Source organism: Hominibacterium faecale (genome assembly GCF_020734085.1).
Lineage (GTDB): Bacteria > Bacillota > Clostridia > Peptostreptococcales > Anaerovoracaceae > Hominibacterium > Hominibacterium faecale.
Window position 1 is genome coordinate 425,084 of the sequence record NZ_JAJAGH010000003.1, and the last position, 16,028, is coordinate 441,111.

Annotated in this window: 10 protein-coding genes, 1 pseudogene and 1 CRISPR repeat array; of the genes and pseudogenes, 7 read left to right on the forward strand and 4 right to left on the reverse strand. The window is 46.1% G+C overall.

Annotated features, from left to right (window positions below; all coding sequences use genetic code 11):
- The first annotated feature begins 46 nt into the window (after window positions 1-46).
- The 3 genes from LG211_RS04760 to LG211_RS04770 are packed head-to-tail and all read left to right on the forward strand — an operon-like array spanning window position 47 to window position 4,383.
- Window positions 47-2,503: a permuted SH3 domain-containing protein gene (locus LG211_RS04760; protein ID WP_269477069.1), complete on the forward strand. Its 2,457-nt coding sequence runs from the start codon at window positions 47-49 to the stop codon at window positions 2,501-2,503.
- Window positions 2,504-2,515: 12 nt separating this feature from the next.
- Window positions 2,516-3,187, forward strand: coding sequence for an ABC transporter ATP-binding protein (locus tag LG211_RS04765; protein ID WP_148394863.1), 672 nt, complete (start codon window positions 2,516-2,518; stop codon window positions 3,185-3,187).
- A complete protein-coding gene (locus LG211_RS04770) occupies window positions 3,184-4,383 on the forward strand; it encodes an ABC transporter permease (RefSeq protein ID WP_148394865.1) in 1,200 nt (399 codons plus the stop codon). Before LG211_RS04765 ends, LG211_RS04770 begins: the two co-directional genes overlap by 4 nt.
- Here the strand turns inward: LG211_RS04770 and LG211_RS04775 are convergent.
- Both LG211_RS04775 and LG211_RS04780 read right to left on the reverse strand, forming a co-directional pair.
- On the reverse strand, window positions 4,377-6,290 hold the full coding sequence (locus LG211_RS04775; RefSeq protein WP_148394867.1) for a GGDEF domain-containing phosphodiesterase: 1,914 nt from the start codon (window positions 6,288-6,290) through the stop codon (window positions 4,377-4,379). The two genes, LG211_RS04770 and LG211_RS04775, sit on opposite strands and share 7 nt — an antisense overlap.
- Before the next feature lie 226 nt (window positions 6,291-6,516).
- The gene (locus LG211_RS04780; RefSeq protein WP_148394869.1) at window positions 6,517-8,001 is read right to left on the reverse strand and encodes an APC family permease; all 1,485 of its coding nucleotides are present in this window, start codon (window positions 7,999-8,001) and stop codon (window positions 6,517-6,519) included.
- A 318-nt stretch (window positions 8,002-8,319) separates the two neighbouring features.
- On the opposite strand from LG211_RS04780, the gene LG211_RS04785 reads away from it, so the two are divergent.
- Genes LG211_RS04785 through LG211_RS04795 form a run of 3 tightly spaced genes read left to right on the forward strand, consistent with a single transcriptional unit; the run spans window position 8,320 to window position 11,848 of the window.
- Window positions 8,320-9,201: a helix-turn-helix domain-containing protein gene (locus LG211_RS04785; protein ID WP_269477070.1), complete on the forward strand. Its 882-nt coding sequence runs from the start codon at window positions 8,320-8,322 to the stop codon at window positions 9,199-9,201.
- A gap of 20 nt (window positions 9,202-9,221) precedes the next feature.
- Entirely contained in the window at window positions 9,222-10,718 is a 1,497-nt protein-coding gene (gene glpK / locus LG211_RS04790; RefSeq protein ID WP_148394873.1) for a glycerol kinase GlpK, read from the forward strand.
- 47 nt (window positions 10,719-10,765) lie between these two features.
- Window positions 10,766-11,848, forward strand: a complete 1,083-nt coding sequence (locus LG211_RS04795) for a pyridoxal-phosphate-dependent aminotransferase family protein (RefSeq protein ID WP_148394875.1) — start codon at window positions 10,766-10,768, stop codon at window positions 11,846-11,848.
- Between the two features lie 193 nt (window positions 11,849-12,041).
- A CRISPR array of direct repeats spans window positions 12,042-12,418; the repeat unit is 34 nt; unit sequence ATTTCAATCCACGCACCCCGTATGGGGATGCGAC.
- Between the two features lie 458 nt (window positions 12,419-12,876).
- Here LG211_RS04795 and LG211_RS04800 read toward each other — a convergent pair.
- On the reverse strand, window positions 12,877-13,662 hold the full coding sequence (locus LG211_RS04800) for a histidinol-phosphatase HisJ family protein (RefSeq protein ID WP_148394877.1): 786 nt from the start codon (window positions 13,660-13,662) through the stop codon (window positions 12,877-12,879).
- Window positions 13,663-14,086: 424 nt separating this feature from the next.
- On the opposite strand from LG211_RS04800, the pseudogene LG211_RS04805 reads away from it, so the two are divergent.
- Window positions 14,087-14,529: pseudogene (locus tag LG211_RS04805) on the forward strand (DUF6144 family protein); the annotation flags it as partial.
- On the opposite strand, the gene LG211_RS04810 reads toward LG211_RS04805, so the two are convergent.
- Window positions 14,520-15,974, reverse strand: a complete 1,455-nt coding sequence (locus tag LG211_RS04810) for a L,D-transpeptidase family protein (RefSeq protein WP_253019600.1) — start codon at window positions 15,972-15,974, stop codon at window positions 14,520-14,522. The pseudogene LG211_RS04805 and the gene LG211_RS04810 sit on opposite strands and share 10 nt — an antisense overlap.
- Window positions 15,975-16,028 lie beyond the last annotated feature (54 nt).

Sequence of the window (16,028 nt, forward strand, 5' to 3'; positions counted from 1 at the left end):
ATCAGCCATGGAACATTCACGCTGATTGGGTATAAAAGAGGGGAAGATGAAAAACCAGACGTCCGGCAGGCGGTTTTTGCGAGAAAATCTGGGATTGTACGGAAGGGTTGGTAGAATGACAGGAGGAAATATGGAGCTGACAGAAAAAAAGAAAAAGCAGGGAGACACAGGTAAAAGGATGTTAAGAAGGGCAAACGTGCGAGGGAAAAAGTTCCTGGCCTCCTTTGGCAAGCTGCCGAAAAAAAAGAAAATAATCATTGGGCTGGGAGTGCTTTTGATCGCAGGAATCATCTGCACTGGGGCTGTCGTTTTCGCGGGCAAAGAGGTTAACGCTCAGATCGTGCAGGAGGCAGAGGCAGCTAAGGGTACGATTTCCAATACGATTGCGGGTACAGGCAATTTAGAATTGGGGAGCAGCACCCAGATCGAGATTCCTTCGGGAATTACCATCCAAGATGTCCTCGTGGAAAGCGGCGACAAAGTGAAAAAGGGGGATACCCTGGCAACGGTGGATCGGGCATCGGTTTTATCGGCCCTATCCAATACCCAGGAGAAAATTGGTGAGCTAGATACCCAGATCAATGAGAAAAAAGGCGAAACCGTATCTTCCCAAATAACTGCGGGAGTCAGCGGCCGGATTAAAAAAATTTACGCTAAAAAAGGCGATTCGGTGCTGGAGAGCATGAACGACCGTGGAGCGCTGATGCTCTTATCGCTGGACGGTAAAATGGCAGTATCCATCAGCGATGCCGGGGGGCTTTCCGAAGGGGATTCTGTTACCGTGATTCTTTCAGATCAGAAGACGAAAAAGACTGGAAGCGTGGAAAGTGTTACCGATGGAACCGCTGTCATTACGCTGACGGATAATGGGCCCAAATTTGGTGAAACGGTGACTGTGAAAAAAGGAAACAGCTCTATCGGCAGCGGAAAACTATACATTCACAGCCAACTGGCTGTGGTTGCTTCCGGCGGCACGGTGAAAACGCTTCATGTTTCCCAAAATCAGTATGTCAGCGCCGGCAAATGCTTATATACGCTCAAAGATCTTCCGGCATCTACCGAATATCAGCAGCTGCTGGCTCAGCGGCAGAAGCTGACCGATGTCCTGGCAGATCTGGCGGCCATGACAGCATCCAATTCCATAACAGCATCGGAAAGCGGGACGATAGAAGCGGTCAAAATTTCATCCGCATCGGAGTCCGGCAGTCAAACGGAGAATTCCAATGCTTCTGCGGAAAATACGACGGGCAGCAGCACCGCTGCCGGAGTTGCTTCAAATCAAACAGGGACTTCTGTCAAACTCATGTCTGACACTGGAGATGAGAAGAAAAGCCGGGGTGATGAAAGTGCATCAGCACAAACCTGGAATGACAGCGTGAGCGCCAGTAAGGACGAGATCGACGCTGCTGCGCAGGCTGACACAGTAACCTCAATTCCTTCTGTCAGCATTTCCATTGCTGCGCCAGATAAAGGAGGTTTGCCACAGCAATCCATTGAGGCATCTTCCCAATATACAGGCATCATTTCCTGGAATCTCAAAGATAAGGTCTTTCAGGCGGATTCCACTTACACTGCCAGGATTACGCTTACGGCCCAGTCCGGCTGCCGATTCACACAGGCTACCGCTGTTTCCGTAGATGCTTTGGGTGCTGTCATTTCTGGAATCAGCACGGATGGGGAAGGCGAGGGAAATACGATGACCTTTACCGTAACCTTTGCAAAGACACAGGCCGATTCCACCAAATCGGATTCTGCTGCTCCCAATAAGCAAAAGAACGCTTCCTCAGGGAAAGCCGCAAGTCAGACAAGCAAAATTTCAAGCAGCGGAGCGGCCAGTGCATCGTCAGCTTCCGGCAATACCTCCGGCGCAAGTTCCGCATCTGAAAGCAGTTCTGCTACAGAGGAAATCCAGACCGTAGCCGCATTTACCTTATGTTCGGATGAAACAATGGTTCTTCCGATTAATGTGGATGAGCTGGATATCCTTTCGGTAGAAAAAGGGCAGGAAGCAGAAGTAACCTTTGATGCCATAGAAGGAAAGACCTTTACCGGTAAAATTACTAAGGTTTCCGGTGCGGCGACGGTGAGCGGCGGTACGGCCAAATACAGTGTAGAGATAACATTGGATGCGGAAGATTCCATGCGGCTGGGGATGAACGGTGCGGCGACAGTAACTACCAGCAGCAAGGAAGATATCCTTATAGTGCCGCTGAGCGCTCTGCAGGAGTCAGGCGAAAAAACCTTTGTTTACACGCAAAAGGGTGAGGATGGTACGCTGTCAGGCAAAAAAGAAGTGGAAACTGGCATTTCCAATGATGAGAACGTTGAAATAACCAGCGGTCTCAGCCAAGGAGAGAAGGTATATTATCTGCGATCGGGATCTGTTTCTCAAAGCGGTTCATCGGACTCCATGATGCCGGGACAGGGCGGCGGTTTTGGTGATGGCAGCGGCGGCCGGCAGCAGATGCCGTCCGGCGGCGGTATGCCGCCCAGTGGACAGTAAGGCGGTGGAGAGATGATTCTATTTGAAAATGTATGTAAAACCTATCTGATTGGCGGGGAGGAAGTACGGGCGCTGGATCACGCCAATCTGCACATACAAAAGGGCGAATTTGTCAGCATCATCGGACCTTCCGGGAGTGGAAAATCAACGTTAATGAATATTATGGGCTGCCTGGATATCCCTGACAGCGGGAGTTACCTGTTAGACGGCCGCTCGGTGGGCAGCCTTTCGGAGAAGGAACTGACCGGAATCCGAAGCCGGAAAATCGGTTTTGTATTTCAGGATTTCAACTTAATTTCCAAAATGACGGCGGAAGAAAATGTAGGGCTCCCCTTGGTATACCAAGGGTTCAAGCAGGCAGCCATTAAAAGATATGCCGCTGAGGCGCTGGAGCATGTCAATCTGACCAGCAGAAAAACACACAGGCCGGCTCAGCTATCAGGAGGCCAGCAGCAGAGGGTGGCCATCGCTAGAGCGCTGGTTACAAAGCCAATTTTGTTTCTGGCCGATGAGCCTACGGGAAATCTGGATTCCAAGACAGGAAGCGAGATTATGGATTTGTTTCACCAGCTTCATGAGCAGGGCAATACCATTGTACTCATTACCCACGATCAATCAGTGGCAATGCAGGCAAAACGCCGAATTACCATCAGCGACGGTCGAGTAGAGGAGGATAGCTTATGATCCTGCAATGTGTGAAAATGGCCTGGGAATCCATCCTGGCCAATAAAATGCGATCCTTTCTGACCATGCTGGGAATCTTTATCGGGGTGGTATCGCTGGTGGTGCTGGTCTCCATTGCCGGAGGAGCCACATCTTCGGTCAGCGATCAAATTTCCAGTATGGGGACCAACCTTTTGACCGTTACCATCAACGATGATAAAGAAAACCCGCTGCGCCTTTCCGAATTGTCTGAGATCGCAGAAAACAAAGAGATCGCCATGGCGGCGCCGATTGCCAGCACCACGGTTACCTCAAAATGCGGATATGTCAGCGATGACAGTACGATCCTCTATGGCACGACCGGTCCATATAAGGATATACAAGGGCTAACACTGGCATCGGGCAGATTTCTTCTTTCGCCGGATGTGAACAACAGCTCCTATGTGGTTGTGCTCAGTTATGATGCAGCAGTGGAACTGGTAGGAAGGGCGGAGGCCGAAGGAGAAACGGTGACCTTAAATGGGAGAGCCTTTACCATAATCGGAGTCCTGGAAGAAGATGAAAGCTTGAACGCTTCCTTTGGAGCTGACAGCGACAGTTCTTCTGTGACTTTGGAAGCTTATATCCCATATACGACTCTTTCTAAAATCGCAGATGACGTGCTGTATGTCAAACAGTTTACGGCTTCTGCCAGCAATGAGGAAAGCATGGATGCGGCGGAGCTGGCTTTAACGGATATGATGATGAAGCGCTTTGGGCAGGATGAGGATGCGTTTACCATTCGCAATCAGTCGACAATTATGGAGACTATGAACAGCGTCAACCAGACCATGACCCTGATGCTGGGCGGGATCGCCGCGATTTCTCTTTTAGTAGGCGGCATCGGCATTATGAATATCATGCTGGTTTCGGTGACGGAGCGAACAAGGGAGATCGGCATTAGAAAGGCCATCGGAGCCGGACGGAAAAGCATTATGCTCCAGTTTTTGATTGAAGCGCTGATGATCAGTTTGATTGGCTGCCTTTTGGGAATTCTCCTGTCCTGGATCATTTTGCAGGTTGCTTCCTTTTTCATGGATTCTATGACATTGGAACTGTCCCCCAAGGTGGTGCTGGCATCCGTTCTTTTTTCAATGGTAATCGGCGCGGCTTTCGGCAGTTATCCTGCCAGCAAAGCTGCATCGAAAAAACCCATCGAGGCTCTTCGCTATCAGTGATGAAAGGCAAGAAACTCCTTCTCCGCCATAGGGCGGGCGTAATGGTAACCCTGAATGCGGTCTGTACCCAGAACCATTAAAAGATCCGCCTGCTGCTGGGTTTCAATCCCTTCTGATACCACTTGAAAACCTACGCTGTGAGCCAATTCGATCATAGTCTGTACAATGGTGCGGTCCTTTTTGCTCACCAGCAGTTTATCAAAAAGGCTCCGGTCCAGCTTGACACATTCAAAAGGCAGGTGCATGATGCTGGAAAAGTTGGAGTAGCCAATACCAAAATCGTCCAGATAAAAGCCAATGCCGACCTGAGCAATACGGTCCATGACGGAACGGATGTAGGGCAGATCGTAAGCGATGACCCGCTCAGTGATCTCAATTTTCAGCTTATCGGGCGGAACCTGATAGCGCTGCAGACAAGCGGTGATCCGTTGACATATATGGAGGTCCAGGAATTGCTGCATCGACAGATTGATCGAAATGGATTCCACTTCCAAGGCCGGATTTTCACCCAACAGGCGGCAGACTTTCTCCAGTACAATCCAACTCATTTCATCGATGAGACCGGTTTCCTCCGCCAAAGGTATGAATTCACCCGGCGATATGGGTGTGCCGCTGTAGTCGCTTAGGCGCAATAAAGCTTCTGCGTGGGTAAATTTTTTGGTCCTGCAGTCTATTACAGGCTGGTACCATACTTGAAAACGATCTTCTTTTATTGAGTGCTTAAGCAGCTGGGTTAATTCTTTTTTTCGTTCGATTTTCTTTTCGATGTCCGTGGTGAAACGCAGACATTCGGTGTCTTCCCGCTTTGCCATCACGTTCATGAATTCCAGGTATTCGATTACTTGATCGGCCTGCCAATCCTGATCCTGATGGATCAGTTCGCTGAAACAGGCCATGATGTCAAAATGAAGGTCGCCCAGCGTCCATCCATCCTGAAAGCGCATCTGGATTTTGTCCAGGTTGCAAGCAGCTTTGTCCTGGGACAGGAAAGGAGATACCAAGGCAAAGGACACGTTGCCGAAGCGGAATGCACGGCTGGACGGGTCGCATTTATCCAGCCAGGAAGCTATGGCATAAAGAAAATCGTCTCCTTTCTGATAGCCGAATCTTTGATTGACCACAGCAAAGTGTTTCAATGAAATCGTGATGATCTGAAATTGCTGTTTGCCGGCGATCCGAAGGGCCAGCTCCTGATAAAAGCTTTTGCGGTTGCCGATATGAGTGAGACTATCGGTTCCCACCTGGTAATTCTGGAAGTTTATGAAGAGCACCAGATCGGCAAAAGCGATGGTGATTCCGTTGAGTAAAATCTGAGGATAGCATATTTGAAAAAGGGCCAGTCCTAAAATAATCGGGGGCAATGTATGAATCACTTGCTGAACATTTTTACTGACACTGGAGCGATTGCGCAGATAGCAAATGATCACCATGCATAGTTCAATGAACATGACAACATATCCGGCTCTATTGAATACGCCCCGGTGATATCCACCGTCAGAATCAAACAAGAAGAGTATTCCGGTCTGAAGATTGACAATAACAAGAATAAAAAACAGCGCATTGAGTAGGAGTAAGCCGATTACAGCATTGGTGCGGCAATGCTTTTCATAAACATGCTCCAGCAGAAGATTGAAAATGTAAAGAGCCAAAATTGAACTGACCCATACGCTGGACAGAAAATATAAGCTGTTGAGCAGCATGTTCAGCCAGTGGGGTACATGTTCATATTGGCTGATGGTAATAACGCAGACAGCGTTGAGGGCAATTTCAAAAATAGAAAGGACTAAGCAAATCCAAAACAAGGTTCTGCGGCGTGATCGGGTCTGTCTTCTATCGTGAAAATACAAACTAATTAAAAATAGTAAAATTAGTGCAAGGAATTCAGCTATCTGTGACCAAACTATCATCTATTTTTACCTCGCTTCTATCATTATTAGAGTGAATTATGAGATAAGGACGGACCGTGCATATTATGGCTGTTGGCCTTTTTTATTGTAATATATATTCTCTCTGCATACAAGAAATAGGAAATAATTTTTCCAAATAATGAGCAATACAAAAGAGACCTTTCCCGAAAGGAGCGATCTCTTTTGTATTTAAGTCGTTATATAGTGGTTTTGAAAAGTTTGCTTTTTAGGATAAGGTGGAGCCGAAGATGAACAGCACAACCGCAACAGCGAAGAAGATATAAGCGATTATTCTCCATCTCTTGTACTGAGCGTCCAGCTTGGCCTTTTCTTCCGGTGAAGGATCCTTTGTCTTGAGAGCCAGCAGTTCTTCGTCAATGGCTTCTTCCGGAATCGGTCTGTTCCTTACAAAGATCAGAATGTAGAGAATACAGATTACTGACAGCCCGATGTTCCACCAGATGGCCGTCCAGTCAATGGCCAGGATGGACAGTGCTGCGTAAAGAATAATGCTCACAACAGCCCCGAATTTACCGGCAGGAGCATGCCATGGTCTGTGAAGATCCGGCTCTTTCTTGTACAGCAGCAGGTAGGACAGATATCCGATAATATAGCACAGCATTTGTGAGAATGCGCACATGGCAGAGATGATTACGATGGAACCTGTTGAAATCAGAAGAATACCAACCACACCTACGACAATTACGGAAACATAGGGGCTTCTGAATTTCGGATGAACCTTTGCGAATACTTTGGGGAAACATCCGTCAACAGCCATGATATACATATATCTCGCAGCGCCTGCGGTACATGGTACCATGGAGCTGAAGTCTCCGCCGAAGGTGATGCCAAGGCACAGCAGTATAAACGGGAAGCCGACGATACCTGCCTGCGTCATACCTTCAACAAAAGGAGCATCTGCAGTTTCCAGAAGGTGCTGTCCAGCCAGAGGAGTCAGACCAACCAGGAAGAACTGGAATAACGCGTTTACAGCAAATACGATGAACGGCGACAGAGTCAGTGCTCTGGGCAGTGTGATCTGGGGAAATTTAACTTCCGCGCCCATGCCTACGCAGGTTTCAAATCCGGCGAAGCACCACCATACCATAACGATGCATTTTGCAAGTGCAGTGAATTCGGTCGGGATGCCTGAGAAGATCGGCGCGAAATTGGAAAAGTCCAGATTCTTCATAACCATGATCATCCAAACGAAGGATGCGGCCCAGAAGAAGAACATAAAGCCGTTCTGCCATCTTCCGGAGAACTTGATGCCTCTGTAATTGATGATGGTAAAGAGGATCATCAGTGCCGAACCAAGAATTCTCGAATCGATGACGAATCCTGCGCCAAGGGCGTTCAACAGGTATGTAAAGTAGCTGGCGAAGGCCAGTGCTTCACCGCCGGCGATACCGATCTGAGCGATGGTATAGTGCCAGCTGCAGAAGATGGCTACCGGCCAGTTGATGGCTCTTTTAGCAAATGAATAGGTACCGCCTGACAAGGGAAGGGTAGCTCCCAGTTCGCCGTAGATGGCGGCAGGCCATAATACCATTAGAAAAGCGATAACGGATGCGATGATGACCGAGCTGCCCATGGCGCCTACCTGTGAGGAACCTACGGTAAACAGGCCTACGCCTATAACCGCTCCGGCGGTAATGGTGACGCATTCAGGCAGTCCAAGTTCCCGGACTAATCCTTTTTTCTCGTCCATAAAAATAACCTCCTAAAAATGTGAAAAAGATATAAATTTGTCTATAATAATGACAATGGTGTTGAATGTAAAATCAAAAAAATACATTCGAAAAAAGCAGAACGGAGTAAAACAGTAACCTCACATTACTATTTCAAACTTCCAAACAAATCCTTCTCTGCGAATGTAACGCTTTGTTTTACCTCCTCTATTTTAATTTTTTCTTAAGGAATTGTACTAGCATAAATCGGAAGTTGACCAAAATATTTGTTAGTGTTATGATTAAAATATAAAAAGTGAGGTTCCGATTTTTACTAAAACGATTTAAAGGGGAATATTATGTCATTTTTTATCAGCGACAAACAACATTTGGCTTCTGCCGAAAGGCGCTCCGATTATAAGCCGTTCAAAGTAGATGATGAAAATTGTCAGCCGATTGGGATTGATGTCAATTTCGGTCATCCTCTTTATACAGCTGTGTCGGATATCTTTGCCGTAAAGTGCAATGTACTTCATAACATTACCCTGCCGGTGATTCCGGATGGCTGCATAGCCATGGTGTTTTACGGAAGAGAAGAGGATATGAAGGGCAAGCTTTGCGGGGCCATCGATGAGATAAAAAAAATTGAACTAAGGCCGGGAGAATTGCTGCTGATGCTTAAATTTCAGCCCAGCGCCACCGCTATGATCCTCCATGAGCATGCCAGCAGTCTCACCAATACGGTATACGATATCAAGGAATATATGAAAAACGGAGAGCAGATCGTGTCGGCCGCATGTAAAGACTTGCCGGTACAAGAAAAGGCGATGCTTTTATCCAAGCTGATCCGAATCAGAATGAAAGAAGACGATTCCAGTTACCTGATTCGCTATTGTACGGACCGCATTTATGAAAAGCATGGAAATATCAAAGTCAGCGAGCTGGGAATCGAGACCGGATATAGTGAACGTTATTTGGGAAAAGTATTTGAGAAGTATGTAGGTGTTTCACCCAAGATCTATTGCGAGATCATGCGTCTGCAAAATTCCCTGCAAAAGCTTTCGGACAGTTCCAACTATGAGCCGTTGATCAACCTGGCTCTGGACAGCGGCTTTTTCGATCATGCTCACATGAATAGGTGCTATAAACGGTTCCTCCACTGTTCGTCAGGAACCTTGAGAAAACACGGCTTCTCCTGTTTGGATTACAATAAAATCGATCCATATTTAGTATTAAATTAACAGAGAAAGGTTGGAAAACAATGACGAAGAAGTATTACCTGGGTATGGACCAGGGTACGACAGGGACGACGACCCTCCTACTGGACGAAAAGTGGAATCTGGTGGCCAGAGGATACAAAGAACACCATCAGCATTATCCCAATCCGGGCTGGGTTGAACATGATCCCATGGAGATTTGGGACGGCGTTCTGGGTTCCATCAGAATGGCTCTGGACATCGCAGGAGCAAAGCCGGAGGAAATCGCCTGCATTGGAATCGACAATCAGGGCGAAACGGTTATGCTTTGGGATAAGGACACGGGCGTTCCCGTTTATAACGCCATTGTCTGGCAGGATCGGCGGACGGCCAGATATGCCGATAGTTTGACGGAAGAGTACGGCGTGCAGATTCGGGAAAAAACCGGATTGATGATCGATGCCTATTTCAGCGCTACCAAGATTAAATGGATTATCGAACATGTTGACGGAGTGAAGGATAAAATCAAGGCAGGCAAAATTCTGGCAGGAACGCTGGACTCTTGGGTTATCTGGAAAATGACCCACGGCAGAGTGCATATCACCGACGCTTCGACGGCATCCCGTACTATGCTGATGAATATACATACGGGTAAGTGGGATCAGGATATCCTAGACATCTTCGAAATCGATAAAAGTATTCTGCCGACTATCTGCGACAGCTCCATGGTATACGGAAATACTGATCCTTTGGATTTCTTTGGAGCATCTATTCCTATCTCCGGCTCCATCGTGGACCAGCAGGCGGCACTGTTCGGACAGGCGTGCTACTCTCCGGGAGCTATAAAATGCACGTACGGGACAGGGTGTTTCATGCTGATGAATACGGGCGATAAGCCGGTCTATTCTAAAAACGGTCTGTTGACTACGGTGGCCTGGAGCATCGATAAAAAGATGACCTTTGCCCTGGACGGCGGCATTTATATCACCGGAGCAGCAACCCAGTGGCTGAGAGACGGAATTAAGATCATCAAGGATGCCAAAGAGACGGAACAGATGGCATACGACGCCAAATCCAACGGCGGCGTTTACTTTGTACCGGCCTTTGCTGGCCTTGCTGCTCCTCATTGGGATTCTTATGCCAGAGGCACGATAATCGGTATTACCGGCGGTACTACAAGGGAGCAGATCGTGCGGGCAACGCTGGAAGCGACGGCTTACCAGGTAAAAGATAATTTGGATGTGATGAATATGGATGCCAGCATCCCCATCCAGATCATGCGTGTGGATGGGGGAGCAGTTGTAAATCAATTTTTAATGCAGTTCCAGGCGGATATTCTGGGAATTCCGGTGGATGTGCCGGCCATTAATGATACCACGCCTCTTGGCGCAGCTTATCTGGCCGCACTGGGAATTGGTGATTTTGGTTCTATGAGCGAGCTTGCGAATAACTGGAAATTGAGCAAACGCTATGAACCGAAAATGAGTGTGGATGAACGGGAAACATTGCTCTATAACTGGCACAAAGCCGTTGAGCGGGCAAAGAACTGGGTCGAAGATTGAAGGCCCGATTTAAATGAGATTATAGGATTCTGAAAGGAGAATTTAAAATGAGTAAACCAATGTTATTCAGTCCGGGACCGATCATGGTAAAGGACAATGTGCGCGAAGCCATGATGCACTATGATATCTGCCACAGGGGAGCGGAATTTGAAGCTCTGTTCGCTGATACGGTGAAGAAGATCAATCAGCTGTTCAACGCCGACGATTCTTATCAGTCCGTTATTATTTCCGGATCCGGGACTTCTTCCAACGAGACTGTTCTGTCTTCTATTTTTAAGGAAGGCGAAGAAGTGCTGCTGGTCAGAAACGGTGTTTTCGGTGAAAGACTGCAGGAAATCATTGAAAAATATCAAATCCCATATGTGGATGCATCTTTTGAGTGGGGTGATTATCCGGATGTTTCCAAAATTGAAGAATTGATTAAGGCCAACCCCAAGGTAAAGGTGGTAGCTATGGTATGTCACGAAACCTCAACCGGCATGATTAATCCGGTGAAAGAAGTGGGACAGCTCTGCAAAAAATACAACAAGTGGTATTTTGTCGACTGTGTCTCTGCGGCAGCAGGTGAATATATCGACATTGTAGATTTTAATATTACCTTCGCTACTTCCGTAGGCGGAAAGTGTCTGGGAGCATTCCCAGGATCCGCATACATCTGCGGAAAGAAAGAAGCCTTTGAAACACTGACGCCGGAAATGGGCAAGAATGTTTATCTGAATCTGGCAAAACATTACCAGAGTGCAGTGACGAAAAACCAGACTCCCAACACGCCTAATGTGAATCTGTTCTGGGCGCTCAATCAGGCATTGACCAACATTCTTGAAGAAGGCGTGGAGCATCAGCTGAATCGGTATGCACAGTGCGCGGGAATCCTGAGAAAAGGCATGGAGGCTATGGGGCTGAAGCTGCTGCTTTCTGAGCACATGGCCAATACGGTAACTTCCGTGTTCCTGCCGGAAGGCAAGGATCTGAACAAGTTCCTGGAAGCAATGGAAGAAAAGGGCTACGTGGTTTACAGCGGCAAGGGCAAATACGTGGAAATGGGTATGTTCCAGGTTGCCAACATGGGTGAAATTTACCCCGAGGATTGCGACAAATTCCTCGAGGTGCTGGCTGAATGCATTAAGTAAAACTTGTGATAACATAAAAATGATACATGCGAAAAACGGGTGCTGCTTTCCTGCAGGCCTGTTTTTTGCGTGATCTGAATTCAAAGGGGTTAAATAACACGGTTCTGATCCTGTTTTGGCGGGGAGGGCGGAATTTCATACATGCCCCTGGGGATGCGACTGGAAAAGGGTATGTGATAATATGATAGTGATAATTTCAATCCACGTATCTCGTATGGAGATGTGCCTTTTAACTCCCTTTAAAGACTCTTCTTTTCGAGTCTTTCAATCCACGCACCCCGTATGGGGATGCGACACAGCCAATGATAAAATATAAAATAGATGTCTTTATTTCAATCCACGCACCCCGTATGGGGATGCGACATGATAATATGCCAATCGTCAAAATTGTAGGAGTAATTTCAATCCACGCACCCCGTATGGGGATGCGACTACGCCGATCATCAAGGCGATTAATGCGCTGTTAGGATTTCAATCCACGCACCCCGTATGGGGATGCGACGTGCTCTCCAAAATCCTTTCCCCCAGGACTAAATATTTCAATCCACGCACCCCGTATGGGGATGCGACTGCATAATAGTACATTTTATAGCTTTTTTCATACTATTTTGCTCATAGTATACCATGTTTTGAGCCCAATGTACATATTCGGTAGGTTTTAAGATAGTAAGAGTGTTCATACTTGGTGCGAAAGACCTAGGAATTTTATGTTTGCTTCCCATTCGCACTAGTGTTGGTGTGGCCAGTTTGCATTTATTTTGCTGATTTATATTCGAAATGGGTAAAACGAGAGTGAATGTCCATAGAAAATTACCACATTTTACCATTATTGATTTTGCTTAAAGACTAGTTTGCTTTGTTTTCAGGAATCATACATATAAATTTGCACAAATATGGGTTTAACTGTATGATTTTGGAGCTGATTCTGCGCAAGAAGGCGGAATTTATATGGACATCGCTTCCAAATTGCTGCGTTTCGAATATAAAAGGAAGTAATTTACATTTTGACAGCGCACCAAGTGCCCATCTTACAGCTTATGAAATTCTGGCTTTCGTTTTCGAAAGGTACATTGATACTTGAAACCCAAATCTTTTGCTAGTTCGTGGGCTTCCGCAAAGTGATCCATAAAATGAGAAGGATCGTGAGAATCAGAACCAAAGGTAAGGATTTCACCGCCAAGCTCTTTGTAGAGCTTTAAGATCTCTTTGCGCGGCAGCCAGATGCCGGTCTCGTATTTAAAGCTGGAAGTGTTTATTTCCAATCCTTTTCCATCGTAAATGATCGTCTTGAGTGTATCTTCGAAAATATCCATATATGGTTTGTAATCGTAGATCTTACCAATATAACGGTCAATAATCGTCAGGTGTCCGGCGATGTCGTAGTCCTTATATTCTTTCAGACAACGGTTGACATAGGTATAGAATTCTTCAAGCTTGATAGGTCCATCTACTTGAGAAAAATCGTAGCGGTAAAGATCATCCTTTCCCAGGCAGTGAAACGAACCTATGATGATGTCATAGGGGAAATCGCGGACAGCTCGGCGGCATTCCGCAAACTGTGTCTCCATGATGCCGATCTCCATTCCTTTGATGATGGACAGCCGGCCCTGGTATTGTTTTTCCGCATCCCTAAGAGCCTTATAATACTCTTCAAAATCAAGGGTGAAAGGAAACTCAGGATCTTCGTATCCGGGGTCGTAGTGATCTGTTATCGCAAGCTCCTTAATACCGAATTTTACTGCGCCTAAGAGCATTTCCTCCATTGGAACATCACAGTCATCAGAAAATGCTGTGTGTGTGTGATAATCGTACATGCTTGCCTCAGTCCTTTCTTTTTTATCTATGTCCTTGATTTTGCCATAAAAAGCGAATGGTTGCAATAGTCCTTTTGTGAATAAAGCTAAGTATAGACTGAGCTAGCAAAAAATTCTACAATAAAGGAACTTCAAAGCTAGAAGAGAGGTTATAGCAGGATGTATAATAGTCAAATGGAGATGAAGAGCTATGGATAAAAACAACTTGTCAATCAAAGCATTGATGATATAATTCAGCATTTTCACGAAGATTTATCCCTTGATACGGTAGCTGCTCAGTTTTATATATCATACTATCACTTCAGTCGAATCTTCATGGAAGAGGCTGGTGAAAGCACTTATGGGTTTATTAAACGATGCAAAATTGATCAAAGTCAGAAAAATTCAAGAAAACGTAATTTAGAAATCTGTCAAATCTGCGAGCGAAGTAGTCTACGGTAGTGAAGAACCAGTAAATAGAGAAACCAATCCAGAGTGGGTGAATGTTACCATGTGCCGCTTAGAAAACAAATTTGAAAATGAGACCGTAAAGAAAATACGAATGAACTGTCAATGCGGCTACACAATGGATGAAAAACTGGCACTCGTAAAAGAATTGATGTCAACGGCAGGGAACATGGAAGCGTTTATAAATTCAGAAAAGGCAAAAACGCCGGTCTTTTCTACGGAGTTGGGGAATTTTTACTGAAATTTCATTTTTACCCATGCTTAATCCCAACGCTTATAGAAGTAGAAACCTTAGAGATCGTTACATGGTGTCTGTGCACCATCGGTTACAGCAAAGTTCTTTTGGAAAAGGCCTTCGGTCTAAAAAAGCTGTTCGCATCGACAAAGCAAACAGCTTTCCTTCCTTTTTCTTACCAGTGAACAATGACCGGCGTACCCTTGCTGGCCAAATTGTTAAACAGCTTTTTTGCTGAAGCCACCGGCATATTGACGCAGCCGTGGCTGCCGCCGCCACGATAAATGCTGCCGCCGAAGGCTCCGCGCCACGATGCATCATGCATTCCATAATTGCCGTAAAACGGCATCCAATAGGAAACCGGACTCGAATAAGAGGTACCATCAGCGTTATTGCCTTTCAGTGTCGCGCCTCTCTGCTTGTAAGTGAGACTGAAAGAACCGGCGGGCGTGTTATAGCCGGATAGAACATTCCCTGTGACAACCGGGCAATCGACCAGCTCTTTTCCGTCTTTAAAATACCACAGATGCTGCTCTGCCAGAGAAACTTCCACATATGTACTTCCGATATCATCCTCTTTGTTATAATCCGTAAAACCGGTCATCAGCCAAATGGGTTCCCGCTTTACTTCCTCGCCGCTTTTCAAGTCTTTGATCAGCTGCTCCGTTTCCTTATCCACGCTGAGCGCCCAGCCGTAGTCGCCGCCAGACACCTTAATCTTACGTCCGCTGAGGGACGTGAATTCACGAGTTTTGCCCAGAGTGTTATATTCTTTTGCAAATTTTTTCACATAACTGCGGACCGCATCCTCATCAACTGTGACTTTGGCGGCGGATTTTTCAGCTTCATCCTTCTCAGACTCGCTGGGAGCGCCGCTTTCCACCATCTCGATATCAAAGATCTTCTCCAGCTCTTCCGGCGGAATCTTGACTTCGTCCTTGCCCATAAGATAAGTCACTTTTGAAGTTAAGTATTTTTTGCAGAATTCCTGGCGTTCTTTGATCTCTTGACTGTCCGAGGTCACCTTAGGTTTTTGATAAAAGTCGGATGCCTTGTATTCAAGCGTGAACTGATTTTTGGCAATCAGGCCGGTGATCTTTTTCAGCAGAATATCATAATCGATGTTATTGCCTTGTACTTCCGGAACAATCTTAAAATCCTCCGAAGACAGGTCCACATATGCATCCTTCGTCTCCACCGGATCACCGCTTTCTTTCAGATAATCAGCGCTTTTCAACTCTTTTTTAAAGGCCTTATTGACTTTTTTCACTGTCATGTCCATCGAGACATCAAAATCAGCATGAAAAAAGTAATTGAGCGCAGCGCTGAAAAAATGGTCTTTTTTGACACTGGCGATTTCATTGTCAATGTCATAATCAAAATGCAAATCCGAAATGGCGCCTAACTCTTTACTTTGCCTGGTGAAGCTGAACACCTTGCTATTCCATTCCTTGATAAGTTTTTCTTTGGCTTTTTCTGTTGTCAAGCCGCTGCAGTCGACGCCGTTGATCGTGGTCTTCTGCGGAAACTGGTCAACAGAAAAAACGTTGGCCTCGAGGACATTCCATACGGCAAAGCCGCCTCCGGCCAAACAGAGTACAATAATAAGTGGGATTAAAAATTTTTTCATAATTACTAGTACCTCGCAACCTCAATATTTTACAATATTTTATGCATTTTTGAA